This is a genomic window from Sphingobacterium sp. UBA2480 (assembly GCF_002341965.1).
Lineage (GTDB): Bacteria > Bacteroidota > Bacteroidia > Sphingobacteriales > Sphingobacteriaceae > Sphingobacterium > Sphingobacterium multivorum.
Genome location: NZ_DDPA01000008.1, coordinates 17,230 through 33,748, shown reverse-complemented (window position 1 = coordinate 33,748; position 16,519 = coordinate 17,230). Strand labels below are relative to the sequence as shown.

The following is a 16,519-nucleotide window of genomic DNA, read 5'->3' as shown; positions in this document are numbered from 1 at the left end:
ACGGTGATTCATGTTATGATCTGGACTGTTTTCCAAAGGGAACTCCAACGGATAGCATAAAATTCCTCCCCTGTTCAGGCAATGAGATCAGCCGATAAAAGCTGGTATGATCCATATACTTCTTATCAAATAGATTTTGAACCTGTAAGCGTAATTGGAGGGCAGATCCCGAAAACCGAAGCTGTGTTCCTGCTCGAAAGTTGAAGACCTGATAAGCTGCTGTGGACTCTTCTGGCGGAACAATATGATGCTGCGCAGCTGTCCATTTGCAATCGACGGAAAGGTAGGTCTCTTTAAAATGTTTGCTATTTTTTGCTGTCCAGCTGATGTCCATCAACGCTGAAGGCGCCGGAGAAAACGGAAGTGTATAGCCTTTCTTTGCACCCGATAGTTGTTCTGATCGGACAAATTCGCCCAATAGTTCTACTTTCCATTGTTTCAAAGGCTGATAGCTGAGCTTCAATTCAGCTCCATAGCGGCGAACACGGCTTTCCATATATTCAAAGATTTGATTGCCAGCACCATAATATTGATCGTAGCGCGACGTGGGGTTGAGGTAGATATAATTGGAAAAGTAATTAAAGAACGGCGTAAAGGCGACAAAGACTTTTTTGGGACTCCAGGTCAATGATAAATCCAGCTGGTAGGATTGTTCGGGGGACAAGGATTGATTGCCTTTTTCATAACTGAAGTAGTGATAGTTGACACCATTAGCACCGAGCTCCTGTGCAATAGGAGCCCTGAAACTCTTTCCTACATTGATTTTTGTTTCCAGATCTCCGAATTGATGTGCCGCTCCTAAAGACCAAACCAGGCTATTGAAACGGCGACTGAGCGCTGAAGCCCGAACTATTCTTCCCGACTGATTGTCTTCCAGCTGTGATTCGAACCAATCCCGATAAGGTGACGTCTGAATATGGCTGTAATCGTAACGCAACGCCCCGTACAGCATCGTTTGGTCCGCGAGCTTGTATTGATCGAATACGAATAGGCCCATTGCTTTTTGGTTAAATGAGGGGATGAGGAAGCCCCAGCCATCGATCCGATTGTCCTGATACTCTCCATTTGCACCTAGGGTAAGTCGATGTCTGGCCAACTCAAATTGGTCTTTTACAGTGATACTATAGACCCGTTTGTCATACAACCTTTCCAAATTGATCGGGACAGTCATATCGTTTGGATAAACGGGAGGCATATAACCATGCGCGTTGTAATTGTTGTACTCTTGGCGGTAGTTTTTCTGATAACCCAGGTCTATCCAAAGCTTATGCTTATCCAGATCGATAAAGTTGCGGTTAATAATCTTCAGGTGATTGACCGTCTGGCTAGGGAAACCAATGTCACGACTGGATTTGTCATAAAGAGCTGTATCTACGCCCCGCGGTTCCAAGCCATGCGCATTGGCAAAGAAGCCAAGCTTTGTATGATAATTACTCAGGTAGAAAATCGAAGAAAAACGATCCGATAGATATCCACCACGTAGTTGAAAATGTGTTTCTCGTCCTGCTGTGTTGCGAACATGCCGATCTTTCAGGCGTACCGCATAATTGTAGACATAGACAGTATCTGTGGGCACTCGGTAATCGCCATATTCCAGGTGCGTGAATCCGCCTCCAAATACCCAATTCCCCTTTCTACCCTGTGCTTGTAGCGATCCGCCAAAAGTCGCGTTGTTTGACTTTGTCAATAGGTTAAACTGCCCTTTAAAACCTGTCTTCTGTAGTTCCGCTGGCGGTGCTAACCGAACCACACCCCCAATAGCATCTGAGCCATAGAGAAATGAGCTGGCCCCCTTAAGTACCTCGGCACTTCCCACACTGAATTGATCGATTTCCAGTCCATGATCCAATCCCCACTGCTGGCCTTCATGTTTAATGCCATTTTCTACCGTGGCCACACGATTAAATCCGAGCCCTCTAATTTGCGGTTTAGATTGATTGGCACCTATGCCGATGGCGCTGACACCGGGAAGTCGGCTTAATGTCTGCATTAAACTCCCGCCTTGGTATTTTTGTATAGAGTCGGCAGTCAACAGCTGGATCGATAATGCGCCCTCTGCTGCGCGGTGATAACGTCGCCCGCCTACTTTAACTTCTTCAAGCTCGATGCTCTTCTCCTGTCCATAGCAAGGAAAAAATAGTTGTTGTGCTGCGATAATTGAAAAAATAATATACCTATTCATCTATGTGGATTCGATTCGTAAAGCGTAAGTCGTGCAATCCATATGTATTCCAACTTGTATGTATTGCAATTAAGTTGCAACAAATATAGAGAAAAGATTTTAAAAGCAATATAGTTGCATTATAATAGGCGGAATTGACTGTACGATACAGTGGCAAAGTTTTTGTTGCTTTTTGGCGCCTGAAGAGTATAAAAAGCATGTTTTACAAGTAGTACATACGATCATATATGAAGTTAAGTGAAGAATATTCTATTAAAGTTGCCGCATTGCAATCGGCTGAACATCAATTGACAGTTGACCTTTCGAAACGCATTACGCCCGATATATGGCTTGATGTCCTGATTTATTTTGAGCACAACTTGCAGCAACCCAGTGCGGCTGCACTTTATGATGCATTATTTGAAAAAGGAACTGATTTTGTAGCAAACGTATATCTGAACGAAGAGGATTATTCCTTTTTTATTGATAAAATACGGACAATATTGGAGCGCTATGCTGCGATCAATCCTCATGCATGGGTGGAGCTTGGCTTACAGCATATTTTATGCCGCCGACATGTGGTGGATAAAGAAAAAGCTTCCCTGTATTTGAAGAGAGGCATCGATGTGGGTGTTGAATGGGCAAGACCGCTTTATTTATATTACAACTATTTAGGCATGCTGGCTGCTATCGACCGCGATAGCGCCAAGGCCGAACTGGATGAGCTCGCGTTGGGCGGAGATCGCTGGGGAATAGCTTATGCTGCCCATATCGATGTCTGGACCGATAAATACGAAGAAATCATTGACCGTATACAGGTGCTCAAGCAGTCTCCGGAGAGGAAACTACTGCGCCATTATTATGAGGCGCTCCAATTTTACTATGCGCGTAAAGAGGACAAGGAAAAACGCCTGCAAACACTGGAAGAGGGTATTGCGATGGCTGAATCTCGTTACTGCAGATTTGTGCTGAATGAAATAAAACGTGCGGAGGCGGCTTCCTTAATTGAACAGGAGCTTCTTATACCGGAATATCAAGAGTTATTTGAGTACGGAATGATGGATGCTGCGGTGCAAATAGCACTTATCAAACTTCAGGTATTAGGCAATGAAAATAGGGAAAAACAGGATTTCGAAGAACCGCTGTGGTATCTCCAGAAAGCATACGATTATAATAACAATTATGCAGGCTATCGTCTTGCTTGTCTCTATCTCTATCAGAACGCGCTGCAGGACATCAAAAAGGGATTATCTTTATTGCATCTGCTCGACGAGAGAGATAATTATGTGGAAGCACAGGTTGAACTTGCTGAAATCCTCCTCGAAGGTCAGTTCCTTCCTAGGAATGAAACATCAGCATTCCAGCGCTTCAGCGCAATGGCAGAAAAAAATATTGCTTACGCCAAGTTGCGTCTAGGCAATATGCTCGAATCTGGTTACGAGGGTTTGGCTCCGGATTACAAAGCCGCCTTTGATTATTATCAGGATGCCGCAAAAGATAAACTGCCACAAGCTTTATATCAAGTCGGCAGATTCTTAAAGTATGGAATCCATAATGATGCGCCTGATCTGGCAGCTGCATTGCCTTACTTCGAGGAAGCGGCAGTATATAATAACGCTACTGCGCTGACTGAAATGGGTTTAGCTGCTGAATTAAAATCCGAACCGGATTATAAATTGGCCTTTGATTATTTCTCGCGTGCGGCAGATCTTGGCTATCCCTATGCCTATTATTTAAAAGGTATTTATTTGGAAAATGATTATCACCAGTCCGGAGCTCCCCAACCGAAAGCAGCTTTTACTGCCTTTGAAACCGGAGCCGGGATGCAGGAGCTAAATAGTATATATGAACTGGCGCGATGTTACCGGGGGGGCATAGGTACGGAGATAAATCTGGACCGGATGATTGCTTTATACCAACAGGCTGCTGAACGAAATCATGTACAGGCTTTGACTGATCTGGGGCTCTGTTATGAGTATGGTTACGGATTGAACCAAGATACATTTAAAGCACAGGAAAATATTAAGAAAGCTGCTGATCTGGGGTTCCCTTATGCAATTTACGTATTGGGACGATATTATTTGACCGGTTTGGTGCAACAGAATGTAGCGCATGGTCTTCAGCTTTTGGAAGAGGCAGCACAAAAAAATGTAGCTGAGGCACTCGTGCTGCTTGGCGACTACTTTTTCTTCGACTATGATCAGCGGGAAGAATACGACAAAGGTTTTGATTACTACATGCGTGCCGAAAAACTTGGCTATCTGACGGAGGGAATTGGCATGTGTTATGAGTTTGGTATCGGCGTGGAAGCACAGCCAGCAAAAGCTTTTGGATATTATACACAAGCTGCGGAGCGAGGAAATCAGCAGGCGAGCTACCGATTGGCCCGTTGTTATTATTTTGGAATAGGTACCGAGATCGATAAAGCAGCCGCCTATGGGTATTTTATGGAAGTAGCGCAGCAAGGGAATGTGTATGCCACTTACTTTGTTGCGGTGCAACTGCTGGAAGGAGATGGCGTACCGATGGACCTTCAAGACGGTGTCGAATGGCTTATGAAGGCCGCCGAAGCCGATCATGCTGACGCACAATATAAACTGGCCAACTGTTATCTCATGGGGGACGGGGTAGAAGAAAATGAAGATCTTGCCCTGGAGTGGTTTGAACGGGCGGCAGACAATGGACATGATGATGCTATTCGATTGACAAAGAAAACGAGAAAGTAAGAAAAACATGCAAGAAGAAAAATCCTATTCCTTTCAGGTCAATCTGAAAGGAATGATCGCACTGCTCTCAGAACACCTGTATAGCGATCCCAATACATTTATTCGGGAACTGCTTCAAAACGGCGTGGATGCAATTACAGCATTGAAACACTTGGATGAACAGCATCAAGGAAAAATAACGATTGAGCTGCCAAGCACTGAACAACCGAAGTTTCTGTTCAGCGATAATGGAATAGGCCTAAAAAAGGCCGATATTCATCAATTTTTGTCGGTTATCGGGGAGAGTTCAAAGAGTAAGGACATCAAGGATGCCCAGGACTTTATCGGTAAGTTTGGTATTGGATTGCTTTCTTGTTTTGTGGTCAGCGATGAGATTATTGTTGAAACAAAGTCCGCTCTAGAACAACTGCCTCTACGTTGGACGGCCAGAGCTGAAGGGGACTATAAAATCGAGCGTCTGACAGAAGATATTCCTGTCGGGACACGGGTTATCCTAAACCCTAAAAAGCAGTTCAACTATATTTTTGAAGGGGATTATTTTGAAAAGAAAATCAAGTTTTATGGAGATGCGCTGCGAGAAACTATTTCTATCGTGGTGGGAGGTGCCGAAAAGATCATCCATAAAGAAGAACCCAAATGGCTTGCTCCATCGATTTCGAAGACGGAATTGCTTGCTATAGGCAAAGAACTCTTTCATGTCAACTTTTTGGATGCAATTCCATTTGAAACGACGGCGGGTAAGGCAAAGGGTGTGTTGTATATTTTACCTTTCCGTACGCAGTTTAGCAGTAAGCAGCGTCACCGAATTTACTTGAAGCGCATGTTTCTTGCCGAAGAAGATCAGTCTATTTTGCCAAATTGGGCATTTTTTGTCCGGATGCTTGTCAATACAGAGGAACTTAGTGCTACTGCCTCACGAGAGTCTCTGATGAAAAATGATCTATTGCGGCAGGCGCGAAAAGAAATTGCAGCTGTGCTCAAAACGTACCTGCAACAAGTGAAGAAGATAGACTTCGATATTTATATACGTATTATCCAGACACATTATCTCCATTTAAAAGCTTTTGCGCTCGAAGATCCCGACTTCCTGGCTATTTTTTTAGCTGATATCCCGTTTGAAACCAATCGCGGACAGCGGAGTTTCCAAAATATCATCGATCAGCAACAGCAGCTCTATTACTGCGCTGATTTTGAGGATTTCAAACAGATTGACCGTATGGCCGATACACAGGGAATGATTCTTGTGAATGCTTCTTATACCTTTGATACGGAGTTGCTCCGCAAGATCAAACAACGATACCCCGACTATAAGATAACAGAGATGTCGCCAAATCAGCTCCTGGAAACATTTCAGCCGATTCATGAGGATGAGCAAAATCAATATGTTTCTTTTCAGAAAGAAGCGCAGCGCATTTTGGACGATTACAGCTGTATCCTGGAAATTAGGCGGTTTAAACCGATTGATACACCAGCTATTTTTACAAAAATGGACCAAAATAGTGTAGAGAGTACGATTAGCCAATTAAAGGAAAATGCAAATCCTTTTGCGCAGGTCCTCAAGACATCCAGGCCGAATAAGATCCAGAATACCTTATGTTTAAATGCGGATAATCAGCTGATCAGCACCCTAATGGATATTAAAGATGCCTACATGCTGCGTTCAGTCATTGAAGTACTTTACGTGCAGGCACTCATTTTGGGCAAGTACCCTGTCCAGGAACGGGAAATGAAGGTCATGAACGAAGCCCTAAAGAGCCTCATTGTAATGGGGCTGGATAATTTTGTGAATCTTTAACGCGGTGGAGGGATTTCTACACTAGGTCAGAATTTCCCTTTACCTTTTAGAGAGCTTATTTAAAAAGGAAATATTTCATTAAAAGAAGAGAATAAGAAGATGTATACACTTAAAATTCAGAAACTGCGCAATCAGGTTGCACGCGTAGACAATACCTTGGAGAAGGTTAATCTATTGACACAGGCTATACGGATTGCAGATGAAAACCAAGATATTGAATGGGGATATGACCTTCGTTTAGATTTAATCAGTGAAGAGATAGACCTCGCTTTTTCAACCGAGTCGTTACCCGCATTTGCGTGGATATTACAAGCTTACGATGAAAATCCGGAACTCTTTAATGAAGAAGATTTCTTATGGCAATACAAATGGATGATGTCCGAATTATACGATAATCCTGCTGTCAGCCGTGAGCAGATTGAAGCAGCTTTGGGCGACTTTGAAAAACGCTTGATTCGTAACGGTTATGGAAAGCGTGCCATACACAATGAAGAGTTAAGTGATGCCCTTGCGCAAAAAGATATAGCCGCTGTCGAGCGCGCATTGAAGAACGTAAATGCTGTGCAGAGAGATGACATGAGCGACTGTGAAGCCTGTGAAATGGACGCCGAAGTATCAGCAACACTATTACAGTATGGATATGCTCCTGCAGCCGAGAAAGCCTTGCCCTTAATTGAAGGGCAGTTTACCTGTTCACATGTCCCTTTGCGTACGGCCGTGAACCTGGCTTATGAAGGTCTTAAGCAAGGTGATGCCGAACAAGCGGATAAAATGGCGCTGCTGGCAGAAAAGGAGGTTTTTAAGAAAGAAAAGGATTCCGCAATTTTGATCTCGACAATTAAACTAGCAACCTATTTTTCCTATACCGATAGTGGTAAAGCCAAGGAATGGATCGAACGTTTTTTACCTTGGGCCGATGGTCCCGAAAATAGATCCATGTTCCAATTGGCCTGCTACATCGCCGAAGCCATGAAGAACTTCGGTCCCGACGAACCTTTTATACTTGAGCTCGGCAATCAGCATAATCTTTTTCAAGGGAAAAATACCTACACCGCAAGTGAACTGGCGACCCATTATGGGAAACTAGCGGATCAACTTGCAGACCGTTTTGATCAACGCAATGGGAATCACAACTTTCGCAATCAGTTAATGTCCCTTTAGCTTGAATGGCCCCGGAAATCCCTGATTTCCGTGATGAAATCCCGATGATTTGAAGACTATCTTTGTGTAAATGAGCATTTAATGCTGAATTATAAAGAAAAAATAGATCAACAATGATTAAACAAATTATTACAGGCATGGTGACCGTAGCGGTATTGACTATGTCAAGTTGTAGTTCGGGAGAAAAAGATCCTGCAGCATACAACAATTCGATCATTACTGTTATCAACAGTAGTGAAACACATGTGACGGAGATGAATGCCGCAATGAATGGTTCCGATTATACGAAAGCCGAACAGGTACGTGCAGATTGGGAAAAATCTCTGAATGATGATATCAAGAAAGTAGAAGATCTGGGAGATTTCAAAGGCGATGCGACATTCCAAAAAGCAGTGCTTGATGGCTTAAATGGGTATAAGAAAATCGTTACGGAGGATTATCCCAAATTGATTGAGCTCCGAAAAAATAAAACACCAGATGCGACCAAAGAGTCTGCATTGCTTGACAATATCAATAAAGCGTTTGAAAATATGAGCAATGGTGTCAATAAAGCATCTACAGCATTTGAAAGTAAATATAAAAGTTAAAATCATTGCATGCGCAGTTCGGTAAGCCACATCAGCAAAAATGATGTGGCTTTGTTTTTTGCCGTGCAGCTATTGTCGCTTGTGAAACACGGGGTCCTAAAATCTTTGGCGCAGTATTGTAGGACAGCACCTCGCAAAACAAAATGCTAACAAACGTTAAAACCCCTAAGGCTGAACTTGAATTTCATATTTTTATGTAGTTTTACGTGAAGCTTGGCGGAGAGTGCCAAGTATAAGTGAATACAGTCAAAAGAGTTTATGCGATCAAAAGCTATTGACAAAAACAGATTTCAATGAAAGCCATATCAATTTTAACTGCTGTGATTTTGTCTTCCTGCGCCAGTATACTAATGACAGCCAGTGCCCAGGAAGCCACAAAAAAATTGGATTACGTAGTGCTTATGAACGCTGATACCCTTTATGGAAAAATCTCCTCCATCAAGGATCACAAGCTCAAATTTGAAAATCAACAGAAAGAGAAACTAACTTTTACCCCAGATCAGGTATTTCGTGCTTACTGGGAATCAAAAAGAAAAGTCTATGCACCCTCTTATGTCGAAAATGGCTTGGAACCTGTTCAGGGAACTTCTCCACAAGTATTTCAAATAGGTCGATATTATACAGAGGAGCCAACTTTTGCTGAAGTGCTGGTTGATGGAGAAATAATGGTTTATTATGTGTCTAATTTGAATCTCGGTGGTGGCGGCGGAATGATGTTTGGTACAGGCGGTGGTGGTACGATGTTATCCATTGGAGTCAGTAAGTCTAAATATGCCTATGCATTAAAAAAGTCAACCGGTGAGGTGATTGAAATAAATAGCAATACGAATGGACTTTTTAGCAACAGCAAAAAGAAGCGGACAATTGCTTTGGGGCGTTTGATCAATGACGAACCGGAGCTATTTGCTGAGTTTGAAAATGAAAAGAAATACGATTATGATCTTTTTATAAAGTACGTTATGCGCTACAATGAGCTTCAACTTTCAAAAACCTCATCCGAGGAGAGAAAGAAACTTATTATTTATTGATATTTTTTTAATTACTGATTCTGCAATTAAACGAATTTATGATACTTACAATCTTTATTGTACTGACTATAGTTGCCGCTTACGGCTTTTGGTTGCTATTTGAAAAAGCAGGACGCAAAGGCTGGGAGGGAGTTGTGCCCGTCTATAGTCAGTGGATCCAATCACGTATCCTAGGCAAGAAGACCTGGCAGCTGATCCTTTTGCTGGTTCCGATCGTTAATATTTTTGTATTTTATAATCTCTACCTCGATTTTATTCATTGTTTTGGTAAAAGAAGATTTTGGGAAAACTGCGCCGCAGTACTGGTCCCTTTCATCGTTCTGCCACTTTGGGGCAAAGATAAAAATGTGCAATTTCTAAATGGGCTATACACCAAAAATCTGAAAGCAGCGCATGCCGAAGGTCGCGGGGCGACAAAGGAAGCTGAGTTGGAGATCGCACATCAATCTTATATGGATTATAAGAAGAAATATCCCTATAAAAAATCAATGGTGCGTGAATGGGCCGACGCGATTGTGTTTGCAACTGTCGCTGCAACGCTAATTCGTGGATTTCTATTGGAAGCATTTATGATTCCATCGGGTTCTATGCAGCAGTCTCTACTCATTGGCGATTATCTTTTTGTGAGTAAACTAAATTACGGTCCCCGCATCCCCAATACACCAATAGCCTTTCCTTTTGCACATCATACGATGCCATTAATAGGAGGGAAAGCCTTTTCTGAACTCATTAAAATTCCTTACAAACGATTGCCCGGATTTCAAGAGATCAAGCGGAATGATGTAATCGTTTTTAATGCACCTGCCGGTGATACGGTTGCTGTGGAAAATCAGGACTCGCCCTATTATGATTTGGTGCGTAGTATGGGACGTGAAGCCGTACACCAACAATTTACGATTCAGACCCGCCCAGTAGACAAACGTGAACATTTGATTAAGCGATGTGTGGGAATGCCGGGAGATAAAATCGGTATGAAAGAAGGGGTACTGTTTGTAAACGACAAACCAGGTTTTGTCGCCCCGGAAAGTCAGATGGATTATACCGTGATCACCGATGAGACTGGTCTGGACGAACAGCGCTTGAAAGATATGGGAATAGAAGTCTCTCTCATTCAGCCCGGCGCTTATCTCATCTTTTTAACCCAAGAACAGGCGGCAATGGTGAAATCCTGGTCCAATGTCAAATCCATGCAAATGAACTTGGAAAAACCGGGAGTTGCACAAGCAAACACCTTTCCAAACGATCCGCAATACAAATGGAACTACGATAATTTTGGCCCCTTTGTCATTCCTAAGAAAGGAATGACTATTCCATTAAACGCACAGGCCTTTCCACTATACGAACGAGCTATCCGTGTGTATGAAAAGAACCAATTGGAAAAGAAATCGGATGGGTTTTATATCAATGGAAACCGAACAGATTCCTACACCTTTAAAATGGATTATTATTGGATGATGGGCGACAATAGGCACAATTCGCTCGATGCGCGGGATTGGGGGTTTGTTCCGGAAGATCATATTGTCGGAAAAGCATTATTTACCTGGATGAGCTGGAATGCAGATGGTAATGGACTTTCCAAAGTACGGTGGAATAGAATTTTTAAAGGTATCCATTAGGGTAACAGCAGCCTAAAAAGAAAAAGGGGAAATGATAAACAGCATCATTTCCCCTTTTTTCTTTTTCATTAGCCCCATTGCTCCGTGTGGATCGCTGTACAGCAGAAAAAATCTGCAAAAAAAATCTTGCTGATTAACCGTATTAAAACCTCCAGTCATTACGGCAGATAGACTTTGTCATTCAATCAGTTACTTGTTGAAGTACTTGAGATTTAAGTGTATTACATATTTTTGTAACTATCTAATTTATAGATTGTTATGTTTTATTTTAATTGTTTTTTTGATTCAATCGAATTAATTTAGCTCCCATAAATAACCCAATTAACAATTATTTGAACGCTAAATTCCCATAAATTATGGCCAAAAAATTAACGCTCTTGATTTCAAGTGTAATTGCATGCACTTATATGGCAAATGCACAAAATCGGACAGTCAGCGGTACAGTGGTAGATAGGCAGGGGAAGCCAATTCCACAGGTATCCATTAAACTAAAAAATCGTTCCGGGGGAACGACAACAGATGATCAGGGGCGGTTTTCTCTACCCGTTTATCCCAAATCAGTCATTGTGCTTTCAAGCGTAGGTTTTCTAAACAAAGAACAGGATGTTGACGGACAGACATCCTTAAATATAACGCTGGAGCCCGGCAATACCGAGTTGACCGAAGTGGTGGTGATCGGCTATGGAACAGCCTCCCGAAAGGATGTCACTGGATCTATCGCAAGTGTAAAGGCCGAGCAATTGGAAAACGAGAATCCACAGAGTGTTTCGGATCTACTGAAAGGCAACATTGCTGGTTTGAGCGTTTCACAAAATACTTCTGCGAAAGGAGGCGGAGATCTGTTGGTAAGGGGTAAGACGACATTAAGTGCATCAACCTCACCTTTGATCGTGTTGGACGGAATCATCTACAATGGACAGCTTGCTGATATTAATCCCAACGATATACAGACCATAGACGTGTTGAAGGATGCCAGTTCATTGGCCGTCTACGGAGCGAAAGCTGCTACGGGTGTTGTTGCCATTACGACCAAGAAAGGAACGAGCGATAAACCTCTGCTAACAGCTAATACCAATTGGGGATTAGCAACACTTGCACAGAACCAGCGCGTGTATAAGGGACCTGATTTCCTACAATGGCGGGCGGATGTAGGCCGCGCTGGAGGAACCAAACCTGCCTATTTTTATGACGATCCACGAAACCTCCCCGCTGATGTAACTTTTGAGCAATGGCTTTCGGGGGGAAATAAAGATTTAGACCCTGTCGATATCTGGTTAGATAGACTTGGTCTTGTCGCGAATGAAAAAGCCAATTACATGGCCGGTAAGACGATTGATTGGTACGATGAGATCTTCAGAACCGGGATCCGTCAGGATCATACCGTCAGTATGAGCGGAAGAAAAGAAGATGTCAATTACTACATGTCAGTCGGCTATAATAAAAATCAAAATCTGATTGAAGGAGGTGAGTTCAGTACATTTCGCGCCCGCTTGAATCTCGAGGGAAAAGTGACGAACTTCTTACGCATGGGTGCTAATGTACAATATGCTGACCGCGATGAGGGGGCAATTGAAGCCGATTGGGCCCAGTTGACAAATTTATCCCCCTATGGTGATAAATATAACGCCGATGGTACATTGAGAAGAATACCGACAGACGATAGTGGATTGAATGCGCGTAACCCCTTCTTGAATATGACGTACAATGAACGGATGAACAAGCAGAATACCCTTTTTGCAAGTCTTTTTGCTAAGGTTAATCTGCCTTTTGGCATTAGCTATCAGTTTAATTTTAGCCCTGGAGTCGATATGTATCGTACGTTTAACCATAACTCCTCCGCCAATCCCAATGTGACCATTGTGGGTGGTTCGGCAAGCCGCGATCAGGAAACACGCTACAACTGGCAGATCGATAACCTGTTGAAATGGAACCGAAAGTTTGCTGAAGTCCATAACGTAGACGTGACACTTTTGGCCAATTCCGAGAAATACCAGACCTGGTGGACGCAGGCGGCTAATCAGGGATTTGTGCCTGGAGACTACCTTGGCTACCATAATCTTGCCAGTGGAAATCTGCCGACTGTCAATAGTGAAGACAAGGTATATACCGGCGATGCACTGATGGCCCGCGTTAATTATAGCCTTATGGATCGCTATAATTTAACATTATCGGTGCGTCGAGACGGATACTCGGTATTTGGGGTGAACAGTAAAAGAGCGACCTTCCCAGCGGTGGCTGGAGCATGGACCTTCACGGAGGAGTCCTTCATGAAAAATATTTCATGGCTCAACTACGGTAAATTGCGTCTCTCCTATGGTATCAACGGGAATAGAGATCTACGTAATCCAGATAATGGAACTGTAGATCCCTATGCTGCATTATCGCAACTGACGGTCAATAAATATCAGACAGTGGATGCCAACGGTACTCCTGCCGAGGTCAATACCGTAGTGATCGGTTCACGAATGGGCAATGAAAACCTCAAATGGGAACAAACAACTTCACTCAATGCAGGCTTGGATTTCTCGATCTTAAAAGATCGGATCAGTGGATCGGTCGATGTATATAGCAAAAAGACAAATGATCTTCTGGTCAAACAGACGCTTTCCAGTGTGTCTGGCTACCAATTTGTTTATTCCAACTTGGCCGAAGTGAAAAATAAAGGACTCGAACTCAGTTTGACCAGTCGAAATATTGTCGATGGGAACGTCAAATGGAATTCTAATTTTATTCTTTCCTTAAATCGCAATAAGATTTCTCGCCTGGCAACAGCCAATGATGATCCGGGGAATGGCTGGTTTATTGGGCAAGATATTGATGTGATATGGGATTACAAAGTCTTAGGGGTATGGCAGGAAAATGAGGTTGAGGAGGCGAAAAAGTATACGAAGGCGAGCATTCGCCCGGGAGATTTCAAGCTCGAGGATGTCAACGGTGATTATGTGTACAATGACGATGATAAACAATTTATCGGTTATCGCTCGCCCCGCTTTACATGGTCGCTTCGCAATGAGTTCAATATCTTCAAAAATATAGACTTCTCCTTTCAGCTGATTTCCAATTGGGGGCAGAAAAAACAATTCAACCAGGCAAAGAACAACCCCGGAAGTGTTGGTTTTATGCGTTCCACATCTTACATTCAACCCTATTGGACACCGGAAAATCCGACAAATGACTATGCACGTTTGGGTAGCGGTGCCAACGGAACCAGCTTTAATGTTTATTGGAAAAACAGTTTTATTCGGTTGAATAATGTGTCCCTCGCTTACTCTTTGCCAAAAGCGCTTTCCGAACGCATGAAAGTAAGAAATCTTAAAGTATATGTCAATGTAAACAATGCGGCGGTATATGCACCAGTTTGGAACTATTGGGATCCGCAGAATGATGGACCTACACCACGCTATTATACACTAGGCTTGAATGTATCCCTTTAATCAAATCAAGAACATGAAGAAAATAACTATAAAAGTAGCGGCCGTTGTCGCATCAATATCATTGTTGGCGACAAATGGATGTAAAAAGAGTTTTCTCGACTCCGATCAGCTATCACAATATTCTCCAGATAACCTAAACAACGTCGATGCCCTTAAAGGAGTCTTGAATGCTTTGGGAAAAGCAGCGCGGGGCGAATTCTTTGGTGACGCTGCTCCCATGTTGTCTGAATCTATATTTTCAGATGTCGCTGTGGAAGGAACGACTGATAAGGCTACACCGGCGCAGAATTTGGTCTCTTTGATTACTCCCGATGCCAATCTCAATAGTGATGACTTTAATAAAATAGGTTGGTATTGGACAAACTTTTTCGCTGCGGTCCGTTCGGCAAATACCATTATTAGCAACATCGACCGCCCAACCTACAGCTCGGACGCTCAAAAAAATGAAATCCTGGGAGCAGCCTATTTTTATCGCGCTTATTTTTATTACAGATTAGTGCACGAATTTGGCGATGTGCCCCTGCAGCTGAAAGATCTTTCGGCACCGAAATACGATTTCTATTCGACCAAAAGAGAGGTCATTCTGAAAAAGATGAAAGAGGATTTGGAATTTGCGCAACTATGGGTGAAAGATGGCGGCAATAAGGGGGATGTGACCAATGGTGCAGTAAACCATCTGTTAGCAAAAATAGATCTGGCATTAGGTGACTTCGATGGTGCTATAGTTGCGAGCAGTAGAGTGATTGATGGGGGTAAATATGCTTTAATGAAGAGCCGTTTCGGCAGTACCGCTGCAGACCTGACAAAAAATGTCGTTTGGGATCTGCATCGCATGGATAATAAAGCGATACCAGCCAATAAAGAAGCGCTATTTTTGGTAATCGACCGTCAGACATTGCAGGGGCGTACGGACCTGGGGTCTCAGTTGATGCGGAATACTGTTCCGGCTTGGCATTTTGCAAATTTGAAAATCCCACAGGGAGGTCTCCAGGCGATTGTCGACGCCGTGAATGCAGAGATCCCACTGACACGAATGTACGGCCGTGGTATTGGCCGCTACCGGGGTACGTACTACAGCACCAAAGAAATATGGACAGATAATACAGATTACCGGCATGCAAAGGGGATGTGGATGGATATGACCGATCTGGTGTATAACAATCCAGCCATCAAGGCCTCGAAAGATCCTGCAATTAGTAGCCTTTATGGGAAACCCATCCAACAGTTTACGAGCCAAAATATCGATAAGGTATTTACCAACGGTTCGTTGGATACCATTCGGCACTGGTTTGGCTGGCCGCATTACAAGGTCTTTATCAATTCGACCAATCCATATGCCGAAGATCCAAATTGGAATCCACCGCGCGGAACAAACACGGACTGGTATGTATTCAGGTTGGCAGAAACGTATTTATTACGCGCAGAAGCTTACATCTGGAAAGGTCAACAGGCGCAGGCTATGGCAGATATCAATGCCGTTCGTGGGCGCGCAAATGCTCAACTCTTACAAAATGCAGCAAAAGTGAATATTGGTACCGTACTGGATGAACGGGCAAGAGAGTTATTTTGGGAGGAAGCGCGTAAAACCGAGCTGACACGTATCGCCTATATTTTTGCGCAGACCGGTATTCCAGCTTATAATGGCAAAACATATAGCATGGCCAATTTCTCGCAAAAAAATTTCTTTTACGACCGTATTATTGAAAAAAATTCCTTTTATCGCAACAAGGTTCCCACGGTGCAGGGTGTACATTATGAAATTGCGCCATACCATGTGCTATGGCCTGTGCCCGCATCCGCGCAACGGTTTAATACCAACGGGATGATCAATCAAAACCAAGGCTATGCGGGAGCAGAGAACAATGTGCCGCCGCTCGATAAGATTGTTGATTAAGAGTGATGGTCGGCTTGTAAATGAGCACTAGATGCTTTCTGATAATTTTGTTATTTTGATCTTCTAAAACCGGATAGGATGCGTTTCCGAATACGAATGCCTATCCGGTTATAAATA

9 protein-coding genes are annotated in these 16,519 nt (G+C 43.1%); 8 read left to right on the top strand and 1 reads right to left on the bottom strand.

The window, feature by feature from the left end; all coding sequences use genetic code 11:
• Positions 1-13: 13 nt before the first annotated feature.
• A complete protein-coding gene (locus B3600_RS18970; RefSeq protein WP_286754021.1) occupies positions 14-2,182 on the bottom strand; it encodes a TonB-dependent receptor in 2,169 nt (722 codons plus the stop codon).
• Between the two features lie 227 nt (positions 2,183-2,409).
• Between B3600_RS18970 and B3600_RS18965 the strand changes: the two genes are divergently transcribed.
• The 8 genes from B3600_RS18965 to B3600_RS18930 all read left to right on the top strand — a co-directional run bounded on the left by B3600_RS18965 (position 2,410) and on the right by B3600_RS18930 (position 16,402).
• On the top strand, positions 2,410-4,887 hold the full coding sequence (locus B3600_RS18965) for a tetratricopeptide repeat protein (RefSeq protein ID WP_286754020.1): 2,478 nt from the start codon (positions 2,410-2,412) through the stop codon (positions 4,885-4,887).
• A gap of 7 nt (positions 4,888-4,894) precedes the next feature.
• Positions 4,895-6,682, top strand: a complete 1,788-nt coding sequence (locus tag B3600_RS18960; RefSeq protein ID WP_286754019.1) for an HSP90 family protein — start codon at positions 4,895-4,897, stop codon at positions 6,680-6,682.
• A 99-nt stretch (positions 6,683-6,781) separates the two neighbouring features.
• Positions 6,782-7,843: a hypothetical protein gene (locus tag B3600_RS18955; protein ID WP_286754018.1), complete on the top strand. Its 1,062-nt coding sequence runs from the start codon at positions 6,782-6,784 to the stop codon at positions 7,841-7,843.
• 113 nt (positions 7,844-7,956) lie between these two features.
• The gene (locus B3600_RS18950) at positions 7,957-8,430 is read left to right on the top strand and encodes an LIC11966 family surface protein (protein ID WP_286754017.1); all 474 of its coding nucleotides are present in this window, start codon (positions 7,957-7,959) and stop codon (positions 8,428-8,430) included.
• Between the two features lie 293 nt (positions 8,431-8,723).
• A complete protein-coding gene (locus B3600_RS18945) occupies positions 8,724-9,458 on the top strand; it encodes a hypothetical protein (protein ID WP_156167628.1) in 735 nt (244 codons plus the stop codon).
• Between the two features lie 38 nt (positions 9,459-9,496).
• Positions 9,497-11,074, top strand: coding sequence for a signal peptidase I (lepB, locus tag B3600_RS18940; RefSeq protein ID WP_286754016.1), 1,578 nt, complete (start codon positions 9,497-9,499; stop codon positions 11,072-11,074).
• A gap of 356 nt (positions 11,075-11,430) precedes the next feature.
• The gene (locus B3600_RS18935; protein WP_286754015.1) at positions 11,431-14,508 is read left to right on the top strand and encodes a SusC/RagA family TonB-linked outer membrane protein; all 3,078 of its coding nucleotides are present in this window, start codon (positions 11,431-11,433) and stop codon (positions 14,506-14,508) included.
• A 13-nt stretch (positions 14,509-14,521) separates the two neighbouring features.
• Positions 14,522-16,402 (top strand): RagB/SusD family nutrient uptake outer membrane protein, encoded by a 1,881-nt coding sequence (locus tag B3600_RS18930; protein ID WP_286754014.1) that lies wholly within the window; start codon positions 14,522-14,524, stop codon positions 16,400-16,402.
• Positions 16,403-16,519: the final 117 nt, after the last annotated feature.

Coding starts and splice junctions, on each gene's coding strand:
- B3600_RS18930 (WP_286754014.1), top strand. CDS start 14,522: ATGAAGAAAATAACTATAAAAGTAGCGGCCGTTGTCGCATCAATATCA.
- B3600_RS18945 (WP_156167628.1), top strand. CDS start 8,724: ATGAAAGCCATATCAATTTTAACTGCTGTGATTTTGTCTTCCTGCGCC.
- B3600_RS18955 (WP_286754018.1), top strand. CDS start 6,782: ATGTATACACTTAAAATTCAGAAACTGCGCAATCAGGTTGCACGCGTA.
- B3600_RS18960 (WP_286754019.1), top strand. CDS start 4,895: ATGCAAGAAGAAAAATCCTATTCCTTTCAGGTCAATCTGAAAGGAATG.
- B3600_RS18950 (WP_286754017.1), top strand. CDS start 7,957: ATGATTAAACAAATTATTACAGGCATGGTGACCGTAGCGGTATTGACT.
- B3600_RS18935 (WP_286754015.1), top strand. CDS start 11,431: ATGGCCAAAAAATTAACGCTCTTGATTTCAAGTGTAATTGCATGCACT.
- B3600_RS18970 (WP_286754021.1), bottom strand. CDS start 2,182: ATGAATAGGTATATTATTTTTTCAATTATCGCAGCACAACAACTATTT.
- B3600_RS18965 (WP_286754020.1), top strand. CDS start 2,410: ATGAAGTTAAGTGAAGAATATTCTATTAAAGTTGCCGCATTGCAATCG.
- lepB (WP_286754016.1), top strand. CDS start 9,497: ATGATACTTACAATCTTTATTGTACTGACTATAGTTGCCGCTTACGGC.